Here is a 24646-nt window from a genome sequence, read left to right as displayed (position 1 = left end):
TTATAGCCCGGGTGGAGCGGAACGCGTAACCCCGCGACATCTGTGTCCGCGTTGCACGTGGCCCCGGGTTACGCTTTCGCTTCACCCGGGCTACGGCAGCGGCGGCTTCACGCCACCTTCGGATCGAGCTCGCCCTTAGCGTAGCGCTTGGCCATTTCCGCCGTGGTCAGCACCTTCTTGATCTTGCTGGCCTGGCCGGCGGTATTGAACTCCTGCAGCCGCTGCTTGCACAGCTTGGTCATCGCTTCCATCGCGGGCTTCAAATATTTGCGCGGGTCGAACTCTTCCGGGTGTTCCTTGAACACCTTGCGGATCTGCCCGGTCATCGCCATGCGGTTGTCGGTATCGATGTTGATCTTGCGCACGCCGTTCTTGATGCCGCGCTGGATCTCGGAGACAGGCACGCCCCAGGTCGGCTTCATCTTGCCGCCGAACTCGTTGATGATGTCCTGCAGGTCCTGCGGCACGGAAGAGGAGCCGTGCATCACCAGATGCGTGTTCGGCAATTTACGGTGGATCTCCTCGATCACGTTCATGGCGAGGATGTCGCCGTCCGGTTTGCGGGTGAACTTGTAGGCGCCGTGCGAGGTGCCCATCGCGATCGCGAGTGCGTCAACCTTGGTCTCCTTCACGAACTTCACGGCTTCATCCGGATTGGTCAGCAGCTGGTCGTGGGAGAGCTTGCCTTCGGCGCCGTGGCCGTCTTCCTTGTCGCCCATGCCGGTCTCGAGCGAGCCGAGCACGCCGAGTTCGCCTTCCACCGAAATGCCGCCGAGATGGGCCATGTTCGTGACCGTCCTGGTCACGCCGACATTGTAATCCCAGTCGCCGGGCGTCTTGCCGTCGGCCTTCAGCGAGCCGTCCATCATGACAGAGGTGAAGCCGGACTGGATCGCGGTCATGCAGGTGGCGGGCTCGTTGCCGTGGTCGAGATGCACGCAGACCGGGATCTGCGGATAGATCTCGGTGAGGGCGTCCATCATGTGCTTGAGCATCACGTCATTGGCATAGGCGCGTGCGCCGCGCGAAGCCTGGATGATGACGGGCGCGTCAACGCTCGAGGCTGCCTCCATGATCGACAGCGCCTGCTCCATATTGTTGATGTTGAAGGCCGGCACCCCGTAATCGTGCTCAGCCGCATGGTCGAGCAGTTGCCGCAAGGTAATGCGCGCCATCCGAATTCTCCCTGTATTTGCAGTGCGTTCGCGCGTGAACTGGTAGTCAGCGGATTTTCAGGACTTCGACGCCCGGCAGCGGCTTGCCTTCCATCCATTCAAGAAATGCGCCGCCGGCGGTCGAGACATAGGTGAAATCGTGCGCCACGCCGGCCTGGTTCAGCGCCGCGACGGTATCGCCGCCGCCTGCGACCGAAATCAACTTCTTGGCCTTGGTGCGTTCGGCGGCGTGCTTGGCGGCCACCACGGTGCCGCGATCGAACGGGGGCAGCTCGAAGGCGCCGAGCGGGCCGTTCCACACCAGCGTCGCCGCATCGTCGATCGCGGCATGGATGCGGGCGATCGATTGCGGGCCGACGTCGAGGATCATGCCCTCGGCCGGGATCGCGTCCAGGCCGTAGGCATGCGATGGCGAATTGGCCGCGAAGTGGAAGGAGACGACGGCATCGACGGGAAGGATGATGGCGCAATTGGAGGCCGCGGCCTTGTCCAGGATGCGCAGCGCGGTCGCGGCGAGATCCTTCTCCGCCAGCGACTTGCCGATGCCGACGCCCTGCGCATGCAGGAAGGTGTTGGCCATGCCGCCGCCGATCACGAGCGCGTCGACCTTGGTCACGAGATTTTCGAGCAGGTCGATCTTGGTGGAAACCTTGGCGCCGCCGATGATCGCGATGACCGGCTTGCTCGGGGCTTCCAAGGCCTTGCCGAGCGCGTCGAGCTCGGCCTGCATGGTGCGTCCGGCATAGGCCGGCAACTTGTGGCCGAGGCCTTCGGTGGAGGCATGAGCGCGGTGCGCCGCCGAGAACGCGTCATTGACCCAGATGTCGCCGAGCTTTGCCAGTTCCGCGACGAAGGCCGGATCGTTCTTCTCTTCTTCCTTGTGGAAGCGGGTATTCTCCAGACAGAGGATCTCCCCGTCCTTCAGCGCCGCTACGGCGTTTGCCGCGGGCTCGCCGATGCAGTCGTCGGCGAAAGCGACCGGCTTCTTGATCACTTTCGACAGCGCCTCAGCGACGGGCTTCAGCGATTCCTTGGGATCGCGTCCCTTGGGGCGGCCGAAATGCGCCAGCAGGATGACCTTACCGCCTTTGTCGGAAAGCTCGGTGATCGTCGGCGCCACACGGTCCAGCCGCGTGGTGTCGGTGACGCGGCCATTTTCCATGGGCACATTCAGATCGACGCGGAGCAGCACGCGCTTGCCCTTCACGTCAACGTCGTCGAGGGTGCGGAAGTTTTTCATGTCAGGCTTCCTTTGTCATGGCCGGGCTTCGCCGTCCGAAGGACGGCGTCGCTTTCGCTCGCCTATGTCCCGTCCATTCACGCCCTTGCTCCTACGGAAACAAAGACGTGGATGCCCGGCTCAAGGCCGGGCATGACGACAAACAAATGGTTACAGCAGCTTTCCGATCGCGACGGCGGTGTCGGCCATGCGGTTGGAGAAGCCCCACTCGTTGTCGTACCACGACATCACGCGCACGAGCGTACCGTTCTGCACCTTGGTCTGGTCCATGTGGAAGGTCGACGAATGCGGATCGTGGTTGAAGTCGATCGAGACGTTCGGCGCGGTGGTGTAGCCGAGGATGCCCTTGAGCTGCTGCTCCGAGGCGCGCTTCATCGCCTCGTTGATTTCCTTGGCGTCGGTTGCGCGCTTGGCGACGATCTTCAGATCCACCACCGAGACGTTCGGCGTCGGCACGCGGATCGCGACGCCGTCGAGCTTGCCTTTCAGTTCGGGCAGCACCAGGCCGATCGCCTTGGCTGCGCCGGTCGAGGTCGGGATCATCGACATCGCCGCCGCGCGGCCGCGGTAGAGATCCTTGTGCAGCGTGTCCAGCGTCGGCTGGTCGCCGGTATAGGCATGGATCGTGGTCATGAAGCCGGTCTCGATGCCGACCGTGTCGTTCAAGACCTTCGCCACCGGCGCGAGACAGTTGGTGGTGCAGGAGCCGTTGGAGATCACCAGGTGCTCCTTGGTCAGCGTGTCATGGTTGACGCCGTAGACGATGGTGGCATCAGCGCCGTCGGCGGGCGCGGAGACCAGCACGCGCTTGGCGCCGGCGGTCAGATGCGCGGACGCCTTCTCCTTGGCGGTGAAGATGCCGGTGCATTCCAGCGCGACATCGACGCCCAGATCCTTCCAGGGCAGCTTGGACGGATCGCGCTCGGCGGACACCTTGATCTTGCTGTCGCCGACGCTGATCGTATCGCCATCGACGGTGACGGTGCCCGGGAAGCGGCCGTGCACGGAGTCGAAACGGAGCAAATGGGCGTTGGTCTCGACCGGGCCGAGATCATTGATCCCGACCACTTCGATGTCCTTGCGGCCAGACTCGGCGATGGCTCGAAGCACATTGCGGCCGATGCGGCCGAACCCGTTGATTGCGACCCGGACTGCCATGCTGTTTCACTCCTCTAATAGCTGTTGCCGTCCCCGCTGGCGCGTGCTCCAGCGAGGGTGTTACGGCGGATCGCCCGGTTCGGCCGGACGAGGACGGATTAGATAGGAGTTACCTAGTCCTTTTTCGGGGCAAGCTCAACCGCTAGCCGACGCGCTTCAGGGCAGCGTTAACGGCGGCCTCGGCGGTAATTCCGAAATGCTTGAAAAGGTCCTTGGCGGGCGCGCTGGCGCCGAAACCGTGCATGCCTATGAACTCGCCGTCCTGGCCGATCACGGCATCCCAGCCCCAGCGCACGGCCGCCTCGATCGCGACCTTGATCGGCGCGTTGCCGATGATGGCCTTTTTCCGCTCTTCCGGCTGCGCCAGCAACAATTCGATCGAAGGCACCGACACAACCCGCGACGGGATGCCGCGTTCCGCGAGCTGTTTCTGCGCGTCGACAGCGATCTGAACTTCGGAACCGGAGGCGAAGAATGACACTTTTGCGTCACCTTGCGCCGCGACCAGCTCATAGGCGCCATGGCTGCACGGATTGTCGGCAGGCGCGGTGGTTCGAAGCTGCGGCAGGTTCTGTCGCGTCAGCGCCAGCACCGTCGGGCCGTCGATCCGGTTCAACGCGAGTTCCCAGCATTCTGCAACCTCGATGGCATCGCAGGGGCGGAAAACGCGCATGTTGGGAATGGCGCGCAGCGCGGAAAGATGTTCGACCGGCTGGTGCGTCGGGCCGTCTTCACCAAGGCCGATCGAGTCATGCGTCATGACATAGACGACGCCGGTACCCATCAACGCCGCAAGTCGCATCGCCGGCCGTGCATAGTCTGTGAACACCAGGAAGGTGGCGCCGTTCGGCGCAAAGCCGCCGTGCAGGAAGATGCCGTTCATCGCCGCGGCCATGCCGTGCTCGCGGATGCCGTAGTGGATGAAGCGGCCCTTCGGCGTCTTGGCGGAGAAGTTGACCGCCGATTTCGCCTTGTTGTTGTTGGAGCCGGTGAGGTCGGCCGAGCCGGCGAGAAATTCCATCGGCATCGCGGCGGCGATCACCTCGATCGCGGCCTCCGACGATTTGCGGGTCGCGACGTTGAGCGGGTTTTCGAGCAGCGCCTTCTTGTGTCCCTTCAGCGCCTTTGCCAGCGACGCCGGCCGTTCGTGCCGCAGCCGGCGCTCGAATTCGGCGCGCTTGCGGCTACCGAGCTCGGCGTAGCGTGCGTCCCACTCCTGGCGCTCCGCCGCGCCGCGCGCACCCGCTTCGCGCCAGGCCTTCAGCACGTCATCGGGCACCGAGAACGGTTCGAGCGAGATGCCGAGCTTTTCCTTGGCGGCCTTCAGTTCGTCGGCGCCGAGCGCTTCGCCATGGACCTTGTTGGTGCCGGCCTTGGTCGGCGCGCCGTAGCCGATCGTGGTCTTGCAGGCGATCAGCGTCGGCTTGCTCGATTTCTGCGCGCGCGTAATCGCGTCCGCGATCGCTTTCTGATCCTGGCCGTTGATGTGCTCGGCGGCCCATCCCGCCGACTTGAATCGCTTCACCTGGTCGACGGAATCCGCAAGCGATGTCGGGCCGTCGATCGAGATGCCGTTGTCGTCATAGAGCACGATCAGCTTGTTGAGCCGCCAGTGGCCGGCGAGCGCGATCGCTTCCTGCGACACGCCTTCCATCAGGTCGCCGTCAGAGGCGAGCACGTAGGTGTGATGGTTGACGATCTTCTTGCCGAATTCGGCAGCGAGCATCTTCTCCGCGACCGCCATGCCGACCGCCGTCGAGATGCCCTGGCCGAGCGGGCCGGTGGTGGTCTCGATGCCCTTGGTGTGGAAGTTCTCCGGATGCCCCGGCGTCAGCGAACCCAATTGACGGAAGTGCTTGAGATGGTCGAGCGTCATGTCCTTGTTGCCCGTGAGGTACAACAGCGAATAGAGCAGCATCGAGCCGTGGCCGGCCGAGAGCACGAAGCGGTCGCGGTCCGGCCAGGCCGGGTCGGCCGCATCGAATTTCAGAAACTGTGTAAACAGGACGGTCGCGACGTCGGCCGCACCCATCGGCAGCCCGGGATGGCCGGATTTCGCCTTCTCGACCGCATCCATTGCGAGCCCACGAATGGCGTTGGCCATACGGGTGTGATCGACTTGCGTCATGATGAAAATCCGTCTGAAATGAGAAGCTTGGCTTGCATGCGCGCCGCCCGGAGGGCCGCCATATGCGGGTGGTAGGCACGGGGAAAGGCTGGATAGCACCTCAATTCCGGAAGTCCAAGGGAAGTCGAAGGCAAGGAAACGCGCTTTCGGCCGCAAAGTTGCCTCCGGTGTGTCCGGCCGAAGGGGGCACGAACCCTCTGGGCGCCGGTTTCCCGAGCGGACGGGCCTGGGTAAAACCGACAGGTGCGACCCCCGGGGCGGCTCCATCTATCGGTGCATAGTTTACCGGCGGCGTTGCGCCGGCCTCGCTCACCACGTAAATTTCATCGCCTAAGCGCTTGCCGAACCGCAAGGATTCGCGGACGGCCACGCCATCGAGGATGTACCTTGTCTCGTATGAGCGATCGTTCCACCAACGCGGCTGCCAATGCCGAGCCCGCTATCGCCGACGTCGACGCCGCCACACGGCGGCTGATGGCGGCGCTGGATGCTCTGGAAAGCGCCGTTGAGCGGCGGCGCGAGGCTGACCGCGACGAGAACGAACTGGCGAGCCGGATCCAGGCGCTCGGTGCGGATCGCTCGCGGCTTGCGGACGAGCTCGATAGCTCATTGGTGAAGACGCGCAAGCTCGAGCGCACCAATCGCGAGATCGCCGAGAAGCTGGATGCGGCAATCGGCACCATCCGCGCCGTGCTTGATGGCGAGGAGAACACGCGATGAGTCACATCAACGTCACCATCAACGGCCGGCAATACCGCATGGCGTGCGAAGAGGGGCAGGAAGTTCGTCTCTTGAAGCTCGCGGAGAACCTTGAATCGCGCATCGAATCGCTGCGCGGCAAGTTCGGTGAGATCGGCGATGCGCGCCTGACCGTGATGGCGGCGCTCACCGCCTGCGACGAACTGGTCGACGCCGGCGCACGCATCCGCAGCCTGGAGCAGGAAATCGAATCCTTACGCGACTCCGGAGCCGCCGCGGTCGATCGCGCCCGCGCCACGCAAGTCGCGATCTCGAACGCACTCAACGCCGCCGCTGAGCGGATCGAGAAAACCACGCAGGTGCTCAACCGCACCATCGGCGGCGGTATCGCGATCGGTTAGCTCGCTGTCTCACCCTCCCCTGAAAGGGGAGGGTCGGTTCGCATGTAGCGCAGCGAAATGCGAACCGGGGACGGTCAACTCTCTCCACTCGGCCAGTCTCTCTGCGGAGAGACTTGACCCCTCCCCGCTGCTCATTTCATTCGCGTCGACCCGCCCCTTTCAGGGGTGGGTGAGGACAACTTCCTTCCCGCTGGCGGAACGCCGCGGGGATCGCTACATTAGCCCCTGCGAAGCTGCGTTGCGCGTCAGGAGCCATATATCCCCGGGGCCTTATCGATCCTTTAGGGAACTGTCCCTGGCCGGGTCCGTGGACCCGGACATATGGTGCCCACCTACTTTCGTAGGGAACTCCGGGATCGAGCGCTCCAACGGCCTCTGCGGCTTCGCGCTTTGTTTTTTGCACGCGGTGTTCACGGGTACCCGGCGTCGGTCATACCCCGGAAAGCGGGGTATCCAGTACGCCGCGGCTTCGCAGGTTGATCACTGGAGCATCGGTTCTGATTGATCCGAAGCTCTTCATTTTTGTTTGACGCGTTTTCTTTACGCGAACCGGTATCCACTTCGCTTGAAAACGCTCTGACGGCTCTGGAATACTGGATCACCCGCCTTCGCGGGTGATGACCGTGGAGCAAGACATCATGCGCGCGATCTCTCCGAAGGCTGAGCTCCGCAGCGCCGCGCTCACCCGACGTGATGCGCTGAGCGAAGAGGAGCGCACTGCTGCCGCCGCGAAGATCGCCAAGCGCGGACTGCCGTTTGAGATCGCGCAGGGCACGATCGTCTCCGGCTATTCCCCGATCCGCAGCGAGATCGATCCGATGCCGCTGATGCTGAAGCTCGCCGAGCAGGGCGCACAGCTTGCGCTGCCGGCGGTCACCGCGCGCGGCCATTCCCTGCTCTTCCGTGCCTGGGCCAAGGGCGACCGGCTGACGCTTGGTTCGCTCGGTATCCCCGAGCCGTCGCCGGTTGCGGCCGAGTTGATCCCCGACGTCATGCTGGTGCCGCTCGCCGCTTTCGACCGGGTCGGCCACCGGATCGGCTATGGCGCCGGCTATTACGACTTCACCTTCACCCATCTGCGCAAGACCAAGCACGTGATCGGCATCGGACTTGGCTTCGCGGTGCAGGAAACCAAGGCGGTTCCGGCTTTGTCGCACGACGTCGCGCTTGATTATGTGCTAACGGAGCGCAAGACGTTCGATTTCCGGGAGTAGCTGAATTTGCGTATCCTCTTCGTCGGTGATGTGGTCGGCAAGACCGGCCGCACTGCCATCTCAGAACATCTTCCCCGCATGATCCGTGACTGGTCGCTCGATCTCGTCATCGTCAATGGCGAGAATGCCGCCGGCGGCTTCGGCATCACCGAGGCGATCTACCAGGATTTCCTGGATGCCGGGGCGGACGCCATCACGCTCGGCAACCATGCGTGGAATCAGAAGGAAGCGCTGGTGTTCATCGAGCGCGCCCCGCGCCTGATCCGCCCGTTGAATTTTCCGCGCCACGCGCCGGGCCGCGGCGCCACGCTCGTCGACACCAAGAACGGCAAGCGTGCGCTCGTCATCAACGCGATCGGCCGCGTCTTCATGGAGCCCTCCAACGATCCCTTCGCCGCGGTCGAGCGCGAGCTCGAGGCCTGTCCGTTGCGGCAGGCGGCGGATGCGATCGTGGTGGATTTCCACGGCGAGGCGACCTCCGAGAAGCAGGGCATGGGCTTCTTCTGCGATGGCCGCGTCAGCCTCGTGGTCGGCACCCACACCCATGTGCCCACCGCCGATCACCAGGTGCTGCCCGGCGGCACCGCCTATATGACCGACGCCGGCATGACCGGTGACTACGATTCCATCATCGGCATGCAGAAGGAAGAGCCGCTGCAGCGCTTCCAGACCGGCATCCCCTCCGGCCGCTTCGAGCCGGCCGCCGGCGAAGCGACGCTGAGCGGGGTTGCGGTCGAGACCGACGACGCCACCGGCCTCGCGCTCCGCATCGCGCCGGTACGCGTCGGTGGACGCCTCGAGCCGGCCGTGCCGGGTTTTTGGGTGGGCTAGTTCAAGAATGCGTCGACTGCGAATGGGGCGCGCTGACGTGCGCGATAGCGCGTCTTCGACCCAATTTCGTTTGTACAATCTCACCCGAAATGTTGCATCCGAATTGATGGCTCGGCTTTTCACGCATACGGCGTGACATTGCCTCACGGTCGGGAGTGGTCCGTCGCGTTGCGCGGAGCGATCCCGCCAGGGAGGCGACTATGAAGTTCGATTGGATGTCGGACAGCATCCGGCTGCATGATCAGCCGCAGCATTATCCTTGGGATGATGGAGATCCCGCGTACGGTACCAAGTTCTCGCCGGCCCGTTTGCATCATCTCACGGCCGATAGCCATGACGGCGCCGGCGGCTCCTCGTTCGGCTCACCATCTAATGCGTCCGTCCCGTCTCTCGATTCGACCGGAGATGGAGGCGGCAGCCTTCATGGCAACGCGGATGTCCACCAGCCCAATAATGCCGATCAGTTCGGCGGCGCTCCCGCGCACCAATCCAATTCGGGTAACAGCAATACTGGCACGATCGATACAGGAGCGAACGAGGCCGGCAACGGCGGCGACGGATTTTTCTATGGCGGCATCATTCACGCCTCCCTGGTGATCTATCAGCCGATCAACATCGCGGTATCCGTGGGATATGGTTCAATCGCCATCGCCGAGCAGACCAACGATGTTGATATCAACCAGTCCGCGCTGCAGATGGCCGGCATCGGAGGCAATGGCGGCGATGGTAACATTGCCGCCGGCGGAAACGTCGACCTCTCTTCCTTCGGCGCCAGTGGGATCACGACAGGCGACAATCACGCCGGCAATGGCGGCGACGGTCATTTCCTTGGAACGCTGCTGGATGCGCCGGTTGTCATCTACCACCCCGTCAACTTCGCGTTTGCGGCGCCCGGCGGCAGCGCGCACGCCAGCCAGTCGAACACGGTGGAGATCGATCAGTCCGCCGTGCAGATCGCAGGGATCGGCGGGCAGGGCGGAAACGGCAATGCCGCAGGCGGTGGCGACGTATCCGCTCACGGTCAATCCGGCGGCAGCGGACAGAGCTCAATCGACTCCGGCGGCAATCAGGCCGGCAACGGCGGAGACAGCCAATTTCATGGCGACCTCGTCCACAAGTCCGTCGCCGTCTATGATCCCGTCAACATCTCGGTCGCCGGATATAATTCCAGCAACCAGGCATACCAGCTCAACGACGTGCATCTGGATCAGTCCTCGTTCCAGATGGCCGGCAGCGGGGGCGACGGCGGCAGCGGCAATGTCGCGGCGGGCGGCAGCGCAGCGCTCATCTCTGCACTCCTGGGCGGCGGCTCGAATGCGATCGCAACCGGACCCAACAGCGCGGGCAATGGTGGCAGCGGCCATTTCTCCGGCAGTCTCATCGATGTCAGCGTCGCGATCTATGCTCCCATCAACATCGCCATCGCCGGGCCGCACTCGACAGCCGAGGCGGACCAGATCAACAATGTCCATATCGATCAGAGCGCGGTTCAGATCGCCGGAATCGGCGGCAACGGCGGCCACGACAATCTTGCGCTGGGCGGCGACGTCGCGACGCATCTGTTGTCCGATCTTCATCTGATCGGATAGGGCGCCGAATTTCGATAGGGCATGTAATCCTTTCGGGCGTAGTCCGCGGAATCGAATGACATCCCATTTGGCATCTATCGCGAGCCCGTCGTCGGCGGACAAACTCGCATCGCGCATCCGCTTCCAGGACAGGGAGGAATGTCGCGCGAGGTAAACTCAGCACGGAGGCTCAAATGTCGAAAGGCAAGGGATTTCTCAAGGTTTCCGATTCGATCGATTTCAAGTCAATCAGCACAGGCGGTCAGAGCGTCGGAAACGGCGGCGACGGCTACTTCAAGGGAAGCATCAGCAATTCACCATCGATCAAGTTCGATCCGTCGAACAAGGCCGATGGTGCCGACGTACACGTGAAGACGGGCGACTACGTCAGTCAAAAGGCATCCTGGGATGCCGACGGCGGTGACGCCAAGGCGTCGAAGTACTCGAAGGCTTATGGCGGCGACGCCAAGTCGAACGGCGATCAGAGCTCGTCCAGCGGGTACGACACCTCCAAGGTGTATGCCAACACGACGGCGCATCAGTCGAACTACCTGAAGGCGGACATGCATCAGGAAGTCGCGGCGGGCATCGGCGGCGATGGCGGGAGTGACAACCTCGGCATGGGCGGCGACGTTGACGTCCATATTGGTTAGTGCTTCCTGATCGGCGGCCTCATTGAGGCGGCTGAGGCCGGCGGTCCGTGCCGCCGGCCTCAGATCTCCCGCAAAACGATCCGCGCAAAAGGTCAAGCCTTGAAGCTCTGGCGGTGACGATCATGCTGGTGCCGCTGCTTCGGTTCAGTCTGCTGCAGACGCCCTGGACGCCGTTGCAGGCGGCGCTGCGGACCTGCGCAGGCTCGCTCGCCATCGTGCTCGCCTATAGCTGCAGCTACAATCTGCTGCTGTTCGCTCCCTCGATCTATCTGCTCCAGATCTACGATCGCGTGCTGCCGAGCCGGAGCAATGAAACGCTCCTGATGCTCACTTTGATCGTTGCACTCACGGTTGTGGTGGGCGGGGTGCTTGACGCGCTGCGTCGCTCGGTCCTGGCGCGCCTGGGTGCCTGGCTGGAAGACCGGCTGCGTCCCACCGTGCTCTCCGCCTGCCTTGATCATGCGTTTCGTAACGATTCAGCACGCGCTTCGGATGCCTATCGCGATCTCACGGCCGTGCGTCAGTTCGTCGAGTCAGGCGCGTCCCTGACGCTGCTCGATGCGCTCTGGATTCCGCCATTCCTCGCCGTGCTGTTTTTCGTGCATCCATTGCTTGGAGGCATTGGCGCCTGCAGCGTGCTGTTTCTGTTCGGCCTCACGGTGGTCGGCGATCTTCTCACCGAAAGCGCGCTGGCGAAATCCGCGATCGCCCTGTCCAGAAGCTACGGCCGCCTTGCGATGGTCGCAGGCCACGTTCACCTGATCCGCAGCATGGGAATGCTGGACGACGTGGCGCGCCGCGTCTACGTGGATGCGCGGAACGCGCAAAGCGAGCACGACCTGGCGCAGCGGCGGAACGAGATCATCATGCTGATCGCCAAGCCGACGCGTTCATTGGCGCAGGTTCTCATCATGGGCGCAGCCGCGTGGCTCGTCCTCGATCACGGCAAGAGCGCGGCGATCATCTTTGTCACGATGCTGATGTTCAGCCGTGCGCTGGCGCCGGTCGAAGGCGCCGTTGCAAGCTGGAAAGCGCTGAAGAGAGCGCTGGATGCCTATCAGCGGCTGACCAACGTCCTTGCCGCCGTTCCACCTACGACCGAAAACATGGACAGTCTGCCGGAACAGTCGACGGGCGATCTTGTCGTCGACAATATCGGCGCGAAGGTTTCGGAAGGCGAGTGGTTTCCCATCAAGACCATCTCATTCCGTCTCGCGCGCGGAGAGTGCCTCGGCATCATCGGTCCGTCCGGCTCCGGCAAGTCCACACTCGCAGGCATCATTGCCGGAATCTTGTTGCCGGGGCAGGGGCGCGTCCTCCTGGGCGAGACCGACATCTCGGCCCTGCGCGGAGGGCGGCAAGGCCGTTACCTCGGCTATTTGCCGCAGGACATCGATCTCGTCGGAGAGACGATCAAGGATATCATCGCCCGACTGGACGACGCCGATCTGCCAAAGGTCATGCATGCCGCAAAGCTCGCCGGGATTCACGAGAGTATCCTGCGGCTGCCGCTGGGATACGATACCGTCGTCGCCAATGACGGCGGCATATTCTCGCGCGGATTTCGCCAGCGCCTCGGGCTTGCACGGGCATTTTTCGGCGAGCCGCGGCTGGTCGTGTTGGATGAGCCGAATGCCAGCCTGGACTACACCGGCGAGCGGGTGCTGCTGGATGCCATCGAACAACTGAAGATCGCCAGTGTCACGGTGGTCATCGTCACGCACCGGATGGGCATCCTCGCGGCGACGGACAAGATCGCCATCATGCAGGACGGCGCGGTCACGGCGTTCGGCGAGAGCGAGGACATCTTCGAGCGGTATTTGAGCCGGCCGCAAGTCGCTTCCCAAGTGGCATCGCAGGAAACGGCTCTCCCATGATCGCAAACCTCCGAGCCCTCGTGCGGTTGCCGCCCGCCTTCCTGCCGAAGCGCGAGAGCGGCGTCGTGATTACCGCGATCGACGAATTCGAGCCACGGCAGTTTCCCTGGTGTCCGGCGCCGACGCAAGCCTCGCCGCGCTACAGGCTCGGCCACGTCACCCTGGCCGGCAATCTCTTGGTCGTCGGTTTTGTGCTGGGTCTGGGGATCTGGTCGGCCTTTGCTCCGCTTGAAAGCGCGGCGATCGCGTCCGGCGTGGTCGAATCGGAATCCAGCCGGAAGACGATCCAGCACCTCGAGGGCGGCATCGTCAGGAAAATATTGGTCGCCGACGGCGATGCCGTGAGCGCGGGACAGACGCTGATCGCGCTCGATGACACCAGGGCCCGCGCCGAGGTGCAAAGCCTGCAGGGACAGTTGTGGGACGCGGCCGCACGCGAGGCAAGGCTTCTGGCCGAGCAGCAGGGGCAGGAGCAGATCTCGTTTCCGACATGGCTCGATAGGATCCGAAGCACGAGCGGCTCGGTCGATTCGGTGCTGGCGGCACAGCAGAACATCTTTGAAACGCGCCGGCAGGTGTTCCAGTCCCAGGCCACCATCCTCAGGGAAAAACGGCTTCAGGTCGCAAAGGAGATCGAGGGGCTCAAGTCGCAGGAGGACGCGGTGGTGCAGCGGGCCACGATCGTGCGCGAAGAGCTCGACATGGTGACCATCCTGGTCAACAAGGGACTCGAGCGCCGTCCGCGCCTGTTGAACCTCGAGCGGGAGCTGGCCGATATCGAGGGACGGCGCGGCGAGATCATTGCGCATATTTCGCGCGCCAAGCAGGTGATCAGCGAATCGCAGGCGACGCTCCTGAAGCTCGAGAGCGACCGGCAGAACGAGATCGCACAGTCATTGCGCGAGGCGCAGAACCAGGGCTTTCAATTGCGCGAAAAATTGCTGGCGGCGCAGGACCAATTGTCCCGAACGGAGGTCAAGGCACCCGAGGACGGGGTGATAACCGACCTGCGGGTTCATACGCCAGGCGGCGTGATCGGCGCCGGCGCCGCGTTGATGGATCTGGTGCCCCGGCAGGACAGGCTGGTCGTGATCGCACGCCTGAAGCCGGAGGACATCGACGTGGTTCATCCGGGGCTGAACGCCGACGTACACCTCTTGCCCTACAATCAACGTCGCGTCCCGCGTCTCAAGGGAACGGTGATGCACGTATCGGCCGACCGCCTGCTCGACAAGCGCACCGACCAGCCATACTACGCGACGAAAATCCGCGTCCAGGATTCCAAGATCGTGGAGAATGGCTTGAAGATCATTCCGGGAATGCCGGCCCAGGTGTTCATCACAACCGGGCGCGGCACCGTGGCGATCTACGCCTTGCGGCCTCTGCTCGACAGCTTCCACACCGCCTTCAGTGAAGACTGAGCGACGGCAGGAATAGCCAGATCAGGATGACGAGAATGCGCCGGGCTCCGGTCCGCGGTGAACGGTCGATCTTGCGCGCCAGCGCAGCACGGCCTCGGTCCGATTGCGGGCGGCACACTTCCGCATGATGTGGTGAATGTGCATCTTCACCGTGTTTTCCGAAAGCTTCAGTTTGGCGGCGATCAGCTTGTTGGGCAGACCGAGCTCCAATTCTGCAAGCACGTGTTGCTCGCGAGGCGTGAATTCGATCTGGTCCTTGTTTGCCAGATATATCGGCGCCAACGGGCTATGGTAGATCGGTTCGCAGCTAGAGGACCCGTCCTGCCCTTCAATTGAAAGCGGTCTGTAGACGCCGCCGGCGAGAACAAGACGCAAGCCGGCGACAGCGAGCTCGACCGGGATCGAGGTCGGAAAAAAGCCTTTGATGCCCCGATGCAGGGCTGCAAGCGCGGTGGCTTCGTCGTCCCGGTTGCAGAACAGGCCGATCGAGGCGTTGGGGCAGCAATCGGCGAGCAGCGCGAGGTCGCCGGCGACGGAGGGATCAGCCACCGATTTGTCCCCGATGCTGAGCGTTGCCAGCCGAACGTCGCGTCCCGTGGCGCAGCCGAGATTGTCGGTCGTGGCCATCTCGACGATGTCGAATCCGCTCAGCTCCTGTCTGAGAATGTGCAGAATGCAGGTCCGCGCCAGGGTGAGCGGATCGATGATGAGCAGGACCGGCAACGGCAGCGATCCGTTGAGCCGCTCTGCAGCAGAGACAAGGTCGTCCATAATATCCTCAATTGAAGGAATTGCCGCCCTACCCCAATCATTTCCATGCCAATAAATAGCGTCGCGCAATGGGCGCATGGCGTAAGCCTCTGGCCGATCGAGCGCGCACGTTGGTCACCGGTATCCGCTTTCCCGGTGTCACGCTTCAGTTACAAATATTCCGATATGCGATCGCCGCGGCTGAGTTCGCTTTGCCGTCGACGACGTAGACGTCATCCTCCTTCACGAGATACAGAAATGGCTTCTCCCCGGTGTCCTCGCCCGACGCCTTTTTTCCCCTGACATGACCACAGATCGTGTCCACCGACCGCCCCAGCGTATTCTTCCTGATTGCCCGCTTCGCGTCCGTGAACTCGGCCGACGCCGGATCTTCCATTTTTGCTGCGACCGATATCTTCGCCTTGCTCAGGACGGCCTCGGATGTCCCGGCAGCCGCGGCGCGGTCCGCCATCGCCTTCGGCGGCGGGTTCTTGCCACGCGCAACCCTTGTGTCCCGACGGGGCGGTGATCGCTTCTCTGGCTTCGCCGCCGCTGCCGCCTTCGTTGCCTTCGCCGCAGCATCGGGCGTGGGCGCGCTCGCCTTCGGCTCCGCCTGAGGTGGCACGCTCCCATCGAAACAGATCTTCGACCCGCACATCTGCAAGCTCGCCTGGGTAGACGGAGGCATGCCATAGCCGATCAGCATTCCTGCCACCAAGCCAATGAGAAGCAGTCCCATGCAATCCCCCTCCTCGGGGTAGGGCAGACTTCCACTCGCACTTCTTGCGACTTGATTTTGCGCTGATCCTCTATGTGTCCCGCAAAAGCGTTAAGCGCGCATTAAGCGTCGAACCATTGCTCAGCCGCGCTCGTGCATGGTTAACGCAGCGAGGAAATGTGTCGGGAGCGAGCAGGCACAAAGCGCATGATCTGCTGCGCGAGATCCGTGGGACGATCGATCAGGATCTGCGCTCTGGGCGCTAGGCCCGTGATGCTGTAAAACTCACGATCATGCCAGATCTGACTCAATTCTCGCTTTTCTTCGCCGCGGCCTTGGTGCTCGCCATCACGCCCGGTCCGGGCATCTTCTACGTCGCTGCACGCACCCTCGCTGGCGGCCGTGCGGAAGGCGTGGCTTCCAGCGTTGGGACCGGATTGGGCGGCATGGTCCACGTCGTCGCGGGCAGCCTGGGCGTTTCCGCTATCGTGCTCGCGAGTGCGGAACTGTTCACAGCGCTGAAGCTGATCGGTGCCGCCTATCTGATCTGGATAGGCCTTCGCACTCTTCTGTCGGCCCGCAGGGACGCATCGGCAGGTTTGAAGAGACCGGCACCGCCGATCGGGCCGCGGCGGGCGTTTCGTGAAGGCGTGCTGGTCGAGGCGCTGAACCCGAAGACAGCAGCCTTCTTCCTTGCCTTCGTTCCGCAATTCGTGACTCCGACCGCAGGCCACGTCGCTTTGCAGTTCGTGATGCTTGGCTTCGTGTCGGTCGCGCTCAACACCCTTGCCGACATCGTGGTCGCCTTCGCCTCGAGTCGCATCCGCCAAGGCGCAGCAGCACGTCCCGCGTTGATTCGCCGCCTGCGAGAGGCATCGGGAGCTGCGATGGTCGCGCTGGGCATCGGCCTCGTGCTGGCGAAGCGTCCGGCCAATTGATTGCCGGGCTGCGCTGCTTTCACGTGCCACTGCTGAGGGTCGATGGTGATGTAGCGCGTCCTGGTCTAGCATGACGCCGGGGCGGGTCTTATCCCGTGTGGACGGTGATCGTGCGGTCCGACCAAAAAGCTCCAGCGCGTATGAAAAGCGGAGCCATCTCCTTCGGCGTCGGGTCGCCGTGGCGGCCATGGGCCGCGCTGGCGTGGGCCGCACTCCTCTTGGCAATTCTCGTGTCGTTCAGGCCGGCGGTCCCGGTCATCTGGGGTGACACTCCGCCGTTCGTGGAATCCGCGCTGCGCACGCTTGAGGCAGGACGGCCGACCGTGACGGGTGGGCGCGACCCGGGCTACCCGGCATTCCTGGCCGTGACGTTCGCGCTCGGAGGCGACCTCGGAACGGTGGTGCGCCTGCAGCAGGCGGCCTGGGCCGTTCTGATGCTGGCGCTTGCGATAACCGCGCAGGCGGCGACGCGCAGTGCCGTCGGACTGGTTCCGATCATCCTGGTCGCGACGTATCCGGGCTTGTTGCTGTTCACGAACGTCCTCACCGCGGACCTTCTCTTTGCGGTCTTCCTCAATCTGGCAACAGCCGGATTGCTCGTTGCCACCTGCATCGACGGGGCGGCGCGATGCTGCGCGGTCGTTGTCTCCATCCTGTGCGCGGCGATCGCAGCGTGCTTGAGATCGCAGGGACTCCTCGTCCCGATCGCCGCCATCCTGTTGGGCGCCTGCCTTGTCCGGCCGAAGACGCCCGCGCGCCTTGCCGTGATGGCCATCTCCGTAGCGGCGGCGCTGGCGCTTCTCCTTGCCGGCTCACGGTTCGGAGCTTCCAGTTCCGACCAGGCCTCGGCCGTGTTCGTCCCCAAGACACTGTTCTGCAATCACCTGAACATCGTGCTCGCAAGCGATGCCGCGCGAGGTGAGATCGTATCGGCGGCAGGCGGCCGCGCCGGTGCCATGATGGCGCGGCTTGCCACCCACGTCGCCGCGGAGCCGGACCGCTGGCCCGTACTCGGGTTCTTTGGCGACGCGTGCCTGTTCGACAGCGAACTGGATCGGGATTTCGCCGACACGACCGGACATGCCGTCGGGGCAGCGGCAGCCTATTGGCGGATCTTCCTGGCCGCCGTGCGCGACCGGCCGCTGGCTTACGCTGGCAAGTTGTTCCGTCAGATGGCCTATGGCTTTTCGTCGGCATGGCCGCCTTATGGACTCGAGCCTTTCATACCGGTGTCCAGCGACGACGTGCCGCACGTGTCCGAGATCATGGCGCGGCACGGCCGGGCGGCCGAGCCGAACGATCTGCAAGGCGGACCAGTTCGGATCGGCCTGTTGTCCGATTTCCCTGTAACTTCCGCCTATCTGTCCAAGGCATTGTCCGCTGCCTTCGTTATCGCCGTCATGTTCTGGACGGTGGCAGCCGTGCGGCGTCGGCGGCCAGCTTTCGTGACGCGCGCAGGCATCGTGGTCGTGATGTGGGCGGCTTCGATCGCGACCGCCGCCGCCGCTCACACGCTCGACGTCTCGCGATATCTGATGCCCGCAGTGCCGATGGTGGGCCTCATGCTGTCCCTTTTCGCCGTCGAACTGACCGAGACACTGATGGCCGATCGCGCGGTCGCCGCCGCGACGATCAGACGTGCGATGCGTTCCAGCCCGAGGAGCGGCTGATCGGCATCGTAGCAATCCGCGCGCTCGCTCGAAGCAACGGGGACGACGAAGCGTTGGGACAGCGAAGCTGTCGAATTACATCGCTTGCGCTGATACGAGTTTGGGCGTTGAGTCCATTAGCTAAGCTACCTAAACGGGTGCCGCTGATCTATTAAATTCTCAAGCAGTCTTTCTGTTCTGATCACGCGATGCTGACAGAACGCCGTATGTCGAGCGCATTCGCCTTTCGTGGATCGCAAGCCAAGCGCTCGGCCGGATGAGCGCAATCAGCATTGGTGCATGCCAACATAGTCGGGGAGGAGAATGATGAGCAGTTGGCTAAGTGAACGAGAGCAGCGCCTCGTTGCCGGCGCTGAAGCGGCATCGGCCGCGACGCCGATTCCTACCCAGATCGTATCAAACGGCGAGTATCTCCCGCCCCCGCAGAGCGCCCTTCAGAAGAAGGTTGAAACTCGAATCAACGAGCTTGCTGATTCTAACGGCAAACGGCTGGGCCTGAGCCGCCGGCAGTTCCTGCACACGAGCTGCGGCATGGCCGCGGCCTTTCTAGCCATGAACGATGTTTACGGTAACGTCTTTCAAGTCGCGCCGGCCGAGGCCCGCGAACCCGATTTGATGCTTGCCCGGGCGCAAAACCTTGCCGAGCAGTTCATCTTTGACGTTCAGACCCACTTTGTCCGCGACGACTTCGACCACAAGGAGCTGTTGGGACTAGCGCAATTTGCGAGTGACCACTGGAATCCGAAGATGAAGGAGGAAGGCGTGTCGTCGCTCGCCCGCTACAAGTTCCAGAACTACGTTAAAGAGATCTATTACGACAGCGACACCAATATGGCTCTCTTAAGCGGAGCACCGTTCGACGATCCGAGTTGGTGGCTGCTCTCCAACGAGCAGATCGTCAAGGCGCGCGAACTCATCAACGGCTTCGCTGGCTCCCGGCGCCTGCTGGCGCACAGCGTCATAACGCCCAAACAGCCCGGCTGGATGGAGGAGGTTGACAAGGCGATCGAGATCTACAAGCCGGACTCCTGGAAGTCCTATACGATCGGCGATCCGCTGGCGCCTTCCAAGTTCCCGTGGCGGCTCGACGACGAGCAGGTGATGTATCCGTTCTACGAAAAGGCGGTGAAGGCAGGCATCAACACGCTGTGCGTCCACAAGGGATTGCTGCCGCCCGATTACGAGAAATCGTTCGCCGGCGTCTGGGAATACGCAACGGCTTGGGACATCGGAAAGGCAGCCAAGGATTGGCCGCAGATGAACTTCGTGATCTATCACTCGGCGCTGCGGGCGTTCCTCGAGCTGCCGGACAAGGCATGGGCGGATTTCGAACAAACGGGTCGCATCCAGTGGGCCTCCGATCTTGCGGAAATCCCGCAGAAGTTCGGCGTCACCAATGTCTATGCCGAGCTAGGCACGTCCTTTGCCAACTCGGCGGTCGCGCATCCGAAATTCTGCGCCGCGCTGGTCGGCACGCTGATCAAGGGCATGGGCGTGGATCATGTCATGTGGGGCACCGACTCGGTTTGGTACGGCTCGCCGCAATGGCAGATCGAGGCGCTACGCCGGCTCGAAATCCCGGAGGATATGCAGAAGAAGTACGGGTTTGCGCCGCTCGGCGACGCTAACAGCGCCGTCAAGCAGCAGATCTTCGCCGGCAACGCGACCAGGTTCTACAAGATCAAGCTGAGGGCCGCTGACAATAGCAGTATGCCAGGCTTTTCAGAGGACCGCCTGGCGGCGCTCAAGAATGAGTACGCCTTGGGGGCCAAGGAACCCTCGAACCTGCGCTACGGATACGTTCGCGCCGCGTAGATCATGATCCCGGACTCGGCCCCCCTTTGCCGAGGAGACCTCCGTCAATTGGAGAGGGACAACGATTCGCGGCGCGACAAGCTCGCCGTGAATTGCCTTGCCTTCGTCCAATTCGCGTCGATGCGAATTGGATACCGGTTTCGTAGCCCGGGTGGCACGAAGCGCAACCCGGGGTATCTCTGTCGGCGTTTACCAGCGATCCCGGGGTTACGCTGGTGCTTCACCCGGGCTACGGCACAAAGGCTTACTGCGCCGTCTGCTGCCGCAGCTCCGCGACGTCCTTCGCCGTGAGCTTTGAGCCCTTGGCGCCGAAGCGGGCGGTGACATAGTTGGCGACTGCGGCGATCTCGTCATCCGAATAGGCATTGCCGAACGCAGGCATCGAGAGCGCGCCGTCCGGTGTGGTGCGCTTGGTGCCCGACAGCACGATCTGCGCGACATTGGTGGCCGCGGGATCGTTGACCGCCCACGACCCGGTCAGCGTTGCCGTCGGCGACACCAGGCTTTCGCCGGTCCAGCCGTGGCAGCTCACACAGGCGCCCTCGAACACCATCTTGCCCCTCGCATCCGCCGTTACGCCTTCCTTGTGCGAGGCAGGTGCTGCGGGAGCCGTGGTCGCCGGCAGGTCGGGCGAGGCCTGCGGCGGTATGCTGCGCAGATAGACGGCGATGGCGCGAACGTCCTCCGGCGCGAGCTGGCTAAGACTGTGGTCGACTGCTTCGCCCATCGGTCCGGACGCGGTGCCGTGACCGAGCGCATGGCCGGTCGAGAGATAGGAGACCAGCGCCTCATCGCTCCAATTGCCGAGGCCGGTAGCCTTGTCGGAGGAGATGTTGAAGGCGCGCCAGCCGGCGGTCACGGCGCCCGCGAATTTCTTGCGGTTGTCGAGCGCGAAGCCGAGATTGCGCGGCGTGTGGCACTCGCCGCAATGGGCGAGCGCTTCGGCGAGGTAGGCGCCCCTGTTCCACTCCGGGCTCTTCGAGGTATCAGGCGCAAAGCGCGTGTCCGGGTTGAACACCGCCGACCAGAACAGCATCGCCCAGCGCTGGTTGAACGGGAACGCCAACGTGTTCTCCGGCGCCGGCGCGCGCACCGGCGGCAGGCTGAACAGATAGGCCTTCACCGCCAGCAGGTCCTCGTCCGTCATGTAGGTGTAGGACGCATAGGGCATCGCCGGGTAGAGCATTGCCCCATCATGGCGCTTGCCGCGCTGGACCGCGTTGAGGAAATCCTGGTCGCTGTAATTGCCGATGCCGGTTTCCTTGTCAGCCGTGATGTTGGTCGAATAGAGCGTGCCGAACGGCAGCTTGAACGCCAGCCCGCCGGCGAATTGCTTCTCACCCGGCTTGGTGTGGCAGACCATGCAGTCCGCGGCCTTGGCCAGATATTCGCCCCGCTCCACCAGGCTCGCTTTCTCCAGCGCTGCTGGCACGCCGGTCGGCCTGCCGGCGCGGTAGTCGGCGACGGCCGCCTTATTGCCACCTGCGAAATCAAGCGGGCCCGGGCCACGGATGGTCCAGACGCCGATGGCCACCGCCGCGATGACGATCACGGCAAGGCTCAACAGGATACGCTTTACCCGTCTCATGCCTTCTTCCCCACGGCGATCAGTGAACGGTCGATCGGCAGGCGCCGCAGCGCCACGCCCGTTGCGGCGTAGATCGCGTTGCGTAGCGCAGGCGGTCCGGCGTTGACGCCGGCTTCGCCAATGCCGCCTGGCGCTTCGCCGCTCTTGACCACTGTGACTTCGATCTTCGGCGTCTCGTTGATGCGCATCATGCGGTAGTCGTGGAAGTTCGACTGCTGCACGCGACCCTTATCGATGGTGATCTCGCCATAGAGTGCGGCGGTGAGGCCGAAGATCAGGCCGCCCTCGATCTGCGCCTTCACCGTGTCGGGGTTGACCGCGATCCCGGTGTCGACCACCGAGGTGACGCGGCGGAGCACGATCTCGCCGATGTCGTCGATCTCGGCTTCCACCACGGTCGCAAGGAAGCTCGCAAACGAGGGCTGCAGGCAGACGCCGCGGCCGACGCGCGGTGGCAGCTTTTGGCCCCAGCCGGACTTCTCGGCGGCGAGGTTCAGCACCGCGAGCGCGCGCGGACTCTTGGTCAGCATGCTCCGGCGGAATTCGACCGGATCCTTGCCGGCCTTGCGCGCAAGCTCGTCCATTGCGCATTCGAATGCGAACACATTGTTGTTCGGGCCGACGCCGCGCCAGAAGCCTGTCGGCACCGCGGGCGGCTCGGCGCGGACATATTCGACGTGGAAGTTGGAAAAGTCGTAGGGGGTCTCCACGGCGGCGTCGACCGCGTCGATATCGACTCCCTTCTGGAACGCCGGGGGCAGCCAGCGCGCAATGACCGCCGAACCGGCGATCTTGTATTTCCAGGCCGCCACCTTGCCGTCGACCAGCGTCGCGGTGACCTGGTCGCGATAGACCGGGCGATAGACGTCGTGTTGGATGTCCTCCTCGCGGGTCCATATCACCTTGACGGGATAATCGACCTGCTTGGCGATCTTCACCGCGGTGATCACCATGTCCGGCTCGAGCTTACGGCCAAAGCCGCCGCCGAGCAGGTGGTTGTTGACGATTACCTTGTCGACGGGCAGGCCGGCGGCCTTTGCGGCCTCCGACTGCACGCGCGTCATGATCTGCGTGCCGGTCCAGATCTCACAGGCATCCGGCCTGACGTGAACTGTCGCGTTGATCGGCTCCATCGAGGCGTGCGCGAGGAACGGCAGTTCGAAGCTCGCCTCGAATTTGTCGCCGCTCGCAAGACCCTTGGCGATGTCACCGACCGATTTTGCGACCGCGCCGTCCTTCTCGATGGCGGCGCGCAGATGCTGCCAGATGTCCTTTGTGCCGAGCTTTGCGTTAGGTCCCTCGTTCCATTCGATCTTGAGCGCTTCGAGGCCTTTCTTTGCCGCCCACATGTGATCGCCGATCACTGCGACCGTGTCCTCGAGGACCACGACCTTGCGCACACCCGGGATTTTCACCGCAGCGCTGTCGTCCACCTTGCCGACCTTGCCGCCGAATACGGGGCAGGCAGCCACCGTCGCGATCTTCATGTTTGGCAGGATCGCGTCGATACCGTAGACGACCTTGCCGTTGACCTTGTCCGGCGTATCCAGCCGTTTCAGGGGCTGGCCGATATAGACGAAATCCTTGGGGTCCTTGACCGGGACATCCTTCGGCGGCGTCTCGCCTTGCGCGGCCAGCGCCAGTGCGCCATAGCCCAGCTTGCGGCCGCTTGCCGCGTGCACGACTTCGCCTTTCGACGTCGTGCAGCTGGCAGGCTCGACCTGCCATTGCACCGCTGCGGCCTGTACCAGCATTGCCCGCGCGCTGGCGCCCGCAGCGCGCAGCGGCTTCCACCAGGCGCGGATCGAGGTCGAGCCACCCGTCGCCTGCAAGCCGAAAACGGGATTGGCGTAGAACTTGTCGTTGGGCGGTGCGTGCAGCACCGCAACCTTTGCCCAATCGGCGTCCAGTTCTTCGGCCAGGATCATCGAGATGGAGGTGTAGATACCCTGGCCCATCTCCACCTGCGGCATGATCAGCGTGGTTTGGCCGCTCTCGTCGATGCGGATAAAGGCGTTGGGCGCGAACTTGCCGTCGGTTGCGTCCTTCGGCTGCTCCGGCTCGTTGACGGCCGCGCGCAGCGGCAGGTGGAAGGCAAGCAGGAAACCGGTGGCCAGCCCACCGGTGAGGAGCGCGCGGCGCGAGATGCCGTCCGCGCTGTCTTGCTGGCGGAGTTTTTCTGCTGTCAGCATGGCGCGCCTCCTACGACTGACGTCCGGAGGCGGCCTGCTTGATGGCCTCGCGGATCCGCACATAGGTGCCGCAGCGGCAGATGTTGCCGGCCATCGCCGCATCGATATCGGAATCGTCCGGGTTCGGCGTCACGGACAAGAGCGCGGCTGCGGCCATGATCTGGCCCGACTGGCAATAGCCGCATTGGATCACTTCAAGATCGAGCCAGGCCTTCTGCACCTTCGCGCCGGCAGGCGAATTGCCGACCGCCTCGATGGTCGTCACCGGGCGGCCCTGCACCGCGCTCACCGGCAGCACGCAGGAACGCACCGCCTTGCCGTCGATATGCACCGTGCAGGCGCCGCACTGCGCGATGCCGCAGCCGAACTTGGTGCCGGTCATGCCTAAGATGTCACGCAGCACCCAGAGCAGCGGCATTTCGGGCGGCGCATCGAAGGATTTCTGTTCGCCATTGATGGTGAGTGTCGTCGCCATAAGCATACCCCAGATTCAGCGGCCGCGGACAGCGGACGCGTCAACGAAACCGTATCGCATCGCGACGAGCTAGGAAGCGAAGACATGTTTCGCAATGCTAGTTCGTGCTGACCATGCATAGGATGATGAGTGTCA

Annotated in this window: 20 protein-coding genes and 1 other RNA gene; 12 read left to right on the top strand and 9 right to left on the bottom strand. The window is 63.5% G+C overall.

All coding sequences use genetic code 11. The features are described from left to right. Window positions 1–107: 107 nt before the first annotated feature. The 4 genes from fba to tkt all read right to left on the bottom strand — a co-directional run bounded on the left by fba (window position 108) and on the right by tkt (window position 5701). Window positions 108–1175, bottom strand: a complete 1068-nt coding sequence (gene fba, locus ACZXDY_RS24515) for a class II fructose-bisphosphate aldolase (protein WP_130226481.1) — start codon at window positions 1173–1175, stop codon at window positions 108–110. A 46-nt stretch (window positions 1176–1221) separates the two neighbouring features. After that, complete coding sequence (locus ACZXDY_RS24510; protein WP_028163722.1) at window positions 1222–2415, bottom strand: phosphoglycerate kinase; 1194 nt, start codon at window positions 2413–2415, stop codon at window positions 1222–1224. A 150-nt stretch (window positions 2416–2565) separates the two neighbouring features. Further along, window positions 2566–3573: a type I glyceraldehyde-3-phosphate dehydrogenase gene (gap, locus tag ACZXDY_RS24505; RefSeq protein ID WP_464347261.1), complete on the bottom strand. Its 1008-nt coding sequence runs from the start codon at window positions 3571–3573 to the stop codon at window positions 2566–2568. Between the two features lie 142 nt (window positions 3574–3715). Further along, on the bottom strand, window positions 3716–5701 hold the full coding sequence (gene tkt, locus ACZXDY_RS24500; RefSeq protein WP_464347260.1) for a transketolase: 1986 nt from the start codon (window positions 5699–5701) through the stop codon (window positions 3716–3718). 396 nt (window positions 5702–6097) lie between these two features. On the opposite strand from tkt, the gene ACZXDY_RS24495 reads away from it, so the two are divergent. The 9 genes from ACZXDY_RS24495 (at window position 6098) to ACZXDY_RS24455 (ending at window position 14365) form a co-directional block, all read left to right on the top strand. Further along, window positions 6098–6421 (top strand): DUF4164 domain-containing protein, encoded by a 324-nt coding sequence (locus ACZXDY_RS24495; protein WP_028163719.1) that lies wholly within the window; start codon window positions 6098–6100, stop codon window positions 6419–6421. Then, window positions 6418–6801, top strand: coding sequence for a cell division protein ZapA (locus ACZXDY_RS24490; RefSeq protein WP_028163718.1), 384 nt, complete (start codon window positions 6418–6420; stop codon window positions 6799–6801). The genes ACZXDY_RS24495 and ACZXDY_RS24490 overlap by 4 nt, the downstream gene beginning before the upstream one ends. A 227-nt stretch (window positions 6802–7028) precedes the next feature. Continuing rightward, a non-coding RNA gene (gene ssrS, locus ACZXDY_RS24485) (6S RNA) lies at window positions 7029–7189 on the top strand. Between the two features lie 250 nt (window positions 7190–7439). Next, window positions 7440–8015 (top strand): 5-formyltetrahydrofolate cyclo-ligase, encoded by a 576-nt coding sequence (locus tag ACZXDY_RS24480; protein ID WP_464347259.1) that lies wholly within the window; start codon window positions 7440–7442, stop codon window positions 8013–8015. A 6-nt stretch (window positions 8016–8021) separates the two neighbouring features. Next, window positions 8022–8846 carry a TIGR00282 family metallophosphoesterase gene (locus ACZXDY_RS24475; RefSeq protein ID WP_028163716.1) on the top strand — a complete coding sequence of 275 codons (825 nt, stop codon included), beginning with the start codon at window positions 8022–8024 and terminating at the stop codon, window positions 8844–8846. Window positions 8847–9046: 200 nt separating this feature from the next. Continuing rightward, window positions 9047–10435 carry a hypothetical protein gene (locus ACZXDY_RS24470; protein WP_464347258.1) on the top strand — a complete coding sequence of 463 codons (1389 nt, stop codon included), beginning with the start codon at window positions 9047–9049 and terminating at the stop codon, window positions 10433–10435. A gap of 173 nt (window positions 10436–10608) precedes the next feature. Further along, window positions 10609–11067, top strand: coding sequence for a hypothetical protein (locus ACZXDY_RS24465; protein ID WP_028163714.1), 459 nt, complete (start codon window positions 10609–10611; stop codon window positions 11065–11067). A gap of 122 nt (window positions 11068–11189) precedes the next feature. After that, entirely contained in the window at window positions 11190–12944 is a 1755-nt protein-coding gene (locus ACZXDY_RS24460) for a type I secretion system permease/ATPase (protein WP_464347257.1), read from the top strand. Continuing rightward, window positions 12941–14365, top strand: coding sequence for an HlyD family type I secretion periplasmic adaptor subunit (locus ACZXDY_RS24455; protein WP_051396691.1), 1425 nt, complete (start codon window positions 12941–12943; stop codon window positions 14363–14365). Before ACZXDY_RS24460 ends, ACZXDY_RS24455 begins: the two co-directional genes overlap by 4 nt. A 21-nt stretch (window positions 14366–14386) precedes the next feature. Here the strand turns inward: ACZXDY_RS24455 and ACZXDY_RS24450 are convergent, their stop codons facing one another. Both ACZXDY_RS24450 and ACZXDY_RS24445 read right to left on the bottom strand, forming a co-directional pair. Further along, the gene (locus ACZXDY_RS24450) at window positions 14387–15136 is read right to left on the bottom strand and encodes a response regulator transcription factor (RefSeq protein WP_464347256.1); all 750 of its coding nucleotides are present in this window, start codon (window positions 15134–15136) and stop codon (window positions 14387–14389) included. A gap of 145 nt (window positions 15137–15281) precedes the next feature. Next, window positions 15282–15854 (bottom strand): hypothetical protein, encoded by a 573-nt coding sequence (locus ACZXDY_RS24445; RefSeq protein ID WP_464347255.1) that lies wholly within the window; start codon window positions 15852–15854, stop codon window positions 15282–15284. A 272-nt stretch (window positions 15855–16126) separates the two neighbouring features. Here ACZXDY_RS24445 and ACZXDY_RS24440 point away from each other — a divergent pair, with 272 nt between their 5' ends. The 3 genes from ACZXDY_RS24440 to ACZXDY_RS24430 all read left to right on the top strand — a co-directional run bounded on the left by ACZXDY_RS24440 (window position 16127) and on the right by ACZXDY_RS24430 (window position 20256). Beyond that, window positions 16127–16771, top strand: coding sequence for a LysE family translocator (locus ACZXDY_RS24440; RefSeq protein ID WP_464347254.1), 645 nt, complete (start codon window positions 16127–16129; stop codon window positions 16769–16771). Between the two features lie 140 nt (window positions 16772–16911). Then, window positions 16912–18441, top strand: a complete 1530-nt coding sequence (locus ACZXDY_RS24435) for a hypothetical protein (RefSeq protein WP_464347253.1) — start codon at window positions 16912–16914, stop codon at window positions 18439–18441. Window positions 18442–18747: 306 nt separating this feature from the next. Beyond that, window positions 18748–20256: an amidohydrolase family protein gene (locus ACZXDY_RS24430; RefSeq protein WP_464347252.1), complete on the top strand. Its 1509-nt coding sequence runs from the start codon at window positions 18748–18750 to the stop codon at window positions 20254–20256. 244 nt (window positions 20257–20500) lie between these two features. Here the strand turns inward: ACZXDY_RS24430 and ACZXDY_RS24425 are convergent, their stop codons facing one another. From ACZXDY_RS24425 to ACZXDY_RS24415, 3 genes are read right to left on the bottom strand one after another with little or no spacing between them, the layout of a single operon-like run. Next, on the bottom strand, window positions 20501–21844 hold the full coding sequence (locus ACZXDY_RS24425) for a c-type cytochrome (RefSeq protein WP_464347251.1): 1344 nt from the start codon (window positions 21842–21844) through the stop codon (window positions 20501–20503). Then, entirely contained in the window at window positions 21841–24036 is a 2196-nt protein-coding gene (locus ACZXDY_RS24420) for a xanthine dehydrogenase family protein molybdopterin-binding subunit (RefSeq protein ID WP_464347250.1), read from the bottom strand. Before ACZXDY_RS24420 ends, ACZXDY_RS24425 begins: the two co-directional genes overlap by 4 nt. A 10-nt stretch (window positions 24037–24046) precedes the next feature. Then, window positions 24047–24511: a (2Fe-2S)-binding protein gene (locus ACZXDY_RS24415; protein ID WP_464347249.1), complete on the bottom strand. Its 465-nt coding sequence runs from the start codon at window positions 24509–24511 to the stop codon at window positions 24047–24049. Between the last annotated feature and the right edge of the window lie 135 nt (window positions 24512–24646).

It is taken from the genome of Bradyrhizobium sp. LeoB3 (genome assembly GCF_055456055.1).
Note: the sequence above shows the minus strand (reverse complement) of the source record. Positions and strands in the feature narration are given on the sequence as shown.

Excerpts from the sequence above, each read along its gene's own strand:
- ACZXDY_RS24430 (WP_464347252.1), top strand. The coding sequence starts at position 18,748 with ATGAGCAGTTGGCTAAGTGAACGAGAGCAGCGCCTCGTTGCCGGCGCT.
- ACZXDY_RS24425 (WP_464347251.1), bottom strand. The coding sequence starts at position 21,844 with ATGAGACGGGTAAAGCGTATCCTGTTGAGCCTTGCCGTGATCGTCATC.
- ACZXDY_RS24460 (WP_464347257.1), top strand. The coding sequence starts at position 11,190 with ATGCTGGTGCCGCTGCTTCGGTTCAGTCTGCTGCAGACGCCCTGGACG.
- gap (WP_464347261.1), bottom strand. The coding sequence starts at position 3,573 with ATGGCAGTCCGGGTCGCAATCAACGGGTTCGGCCGCATCGGCCGCAAT.
- ACZXDY_RS24465 (WP_028163714.1), top strand. The coding sequence starts at position 10,609 with ATGTCGAAAGGCAAGGGATTTCTCAAGGTTTCCGATTCGATCGATTTC.
- ACZXDY_RS24455 (WP_051396691.1), top strand. The coding sequence starts at position 12,941 with ATGATCGCAAACCTCCGAGCCCTCGTGCGGTTGCCGCCCGCCTTCCTG.
- tkt (WP_464347260.1), bottom strand. The coding sequence starts at position 5,701 with ATGACGCAAGTCGATCACACCCGTATGGCCAACGCCATTCGTGGGCTC.
- ACZXDY_RS24420 (WP_464347250.1), bottom strand. The coding sequence starts at position 24,036 with ATGCTGACAGCAGAAAAACTCCGCCAGCAAGACAGCGCGGACGGCATC.
- ACZXDY_RS24470 (WP_464347258.1), top strand. The coding sequence starts at position 9,047 with ATGAAGTTCGATTGGATGTCGGACAGCATCCGGCTGCATGATCAGCCG.
- ACZXDY_RS24495 (WP_028163719.1), top strand. The coding sequence starts at position 6,098 with ATGAGCGATCGTTCCACCAACGCGGCTGCCAATGCCGAGCCCGCTATC.
- ACZXDY_RS24490 (WP_028163718.1), top strand. The coding sequence starts at position 6,418 with ATGAGTCACATCAACGTCACCATCAACGGCCGGCAATACCGCATGGCG.
- ACZXDY_RS24450 (WP_464347256.1), bottom strand. The coding sequence starts at position 15,136 with ATGGACGACCTTGTCTCTGCTGCAGAGCGGCTCAACGGATCGCTGCCG.
- ACZXDY_RS24480 (WP_464347259.1), top strand. The coding sequence starts at position 7,440 with ATGCGCGCGATCTCTCCGAAGGCTGAGCTCCGCAGCGCCGCGCTCACC.
- ACZXDY_RS24435 (WP_464347253.1), top strand. The coding sequence starts at position 16,912 with ATGAAAAGCGGAGCCATCTCCTTCGGCGTCGGGTCGCCGTGGCGGCCA.
- ACZXDY_RS24440 (WP_464347254.1), top strand. The coding sequence starts at position 16,127 with ATGCCAGATCTGACTCAATTCTCGCTTTTCTTCGCCGCGGCCTTGGTG.
- ACZXDY_RS24415 (WP_464347249.1), bottom strand. The coding sequence starts at position 24,511 with ATGGCGACGACACTCACCATCAATGGCGAACAGAAATCCTTCGATGCG.
- ACZXDY_RS24445 (WP_464347255.1), bottom strand. The coding sequence starts at position 15,854 with ATGGGACTGCTTCTCATTGGCTTGGTGGCAGGAATGCTGATCGGCTAT.
- fba (WP_130226481.1), bottom strand. The coding sequence starts at position 1,175 with ATGGCGCGCATTACCTTGCGGCAACTGCTCGACCATGCGGCTGAGCAC.
- ACZXDY_RS24510 (WP_028163722.1), bottom strand. The coding sequence starts at position 2,415 with ATGAAAAACTTCCGCACCCTCGACGACGTTGACGTGAAGGGCAAGCGC.